Here is a 383-nt window from a genome sequence, read left to right as displayed (position 1 = left end):
CGCCAGCTTCGTCGCCAGCGACGGTGCGATCCGTGGCGCGTACCTCCAGGCAGCCTTGCAGGTCCTGCGCCAAGCCCCGGAATACGCCGGGTACAGCGACCTGCAACTGGCCGCGGCGCTCCTCGCGCGGCAGCCCTGATCGACCATATATCCGAAATTACCCGCACGTTTCCCGCCGTTATCCAGCGAAAGCTGCCTGAAAGCTTCCCGCCGTAGCATCCGCCCACCACCGGCAGAAGACCGGACACGACGGCGAGCCCACGAGACGCTCATGAAGCTCGTATGCCGTCTTCTGCTTGAAAAAAAAAATGGCACCGCCTAGGCCCATAGAAATCTGCTTGGCGCGAGCCGAAAGTTCGGCGTCTGGTGACTGCCCAACCAGC

General features: G+C 62.9%; 2 protein-coding genes. One reads left to right on the top strand and one right to left on the bottom strand.

Annotated features, from left to right (window positions below; translation table 11 throughout):
- The coding region (locus FMN52_RS19660; protein ID WP_034078258.1) for a DUF2388 domain-containing protein at positions 1–139 on the top strand (139 nt) is incomplete at its 5' end.
- 39 nt (positions 140–178) lie between these two features.
- Here the strand turns inward: FMN52_RS19660 and FMN52_RS20060 are convergent.
- Positions 179–383, bottom strand: a 205-nt coding sequence (locus FMN52_RS20060) for a hypothetical protein (protein WP_240339551.1), incomplete at its 5' end; no start/stop codon positions are given.

The organism is Marinobacter sp. BW6 (genome assembly GCF_008107725.1).
Taxonomy (GTDB): Bacteria; Pseudomonadota; Gammaproteobacteria; order Pseudomonadales; family Oleiphilaceae; genus Marinobacter.
The sequence above is the reverse complement of the archived record's forward strand: the minus strand, read 5'-3'. Positions and strand labels throughout refer to the sequence as shown.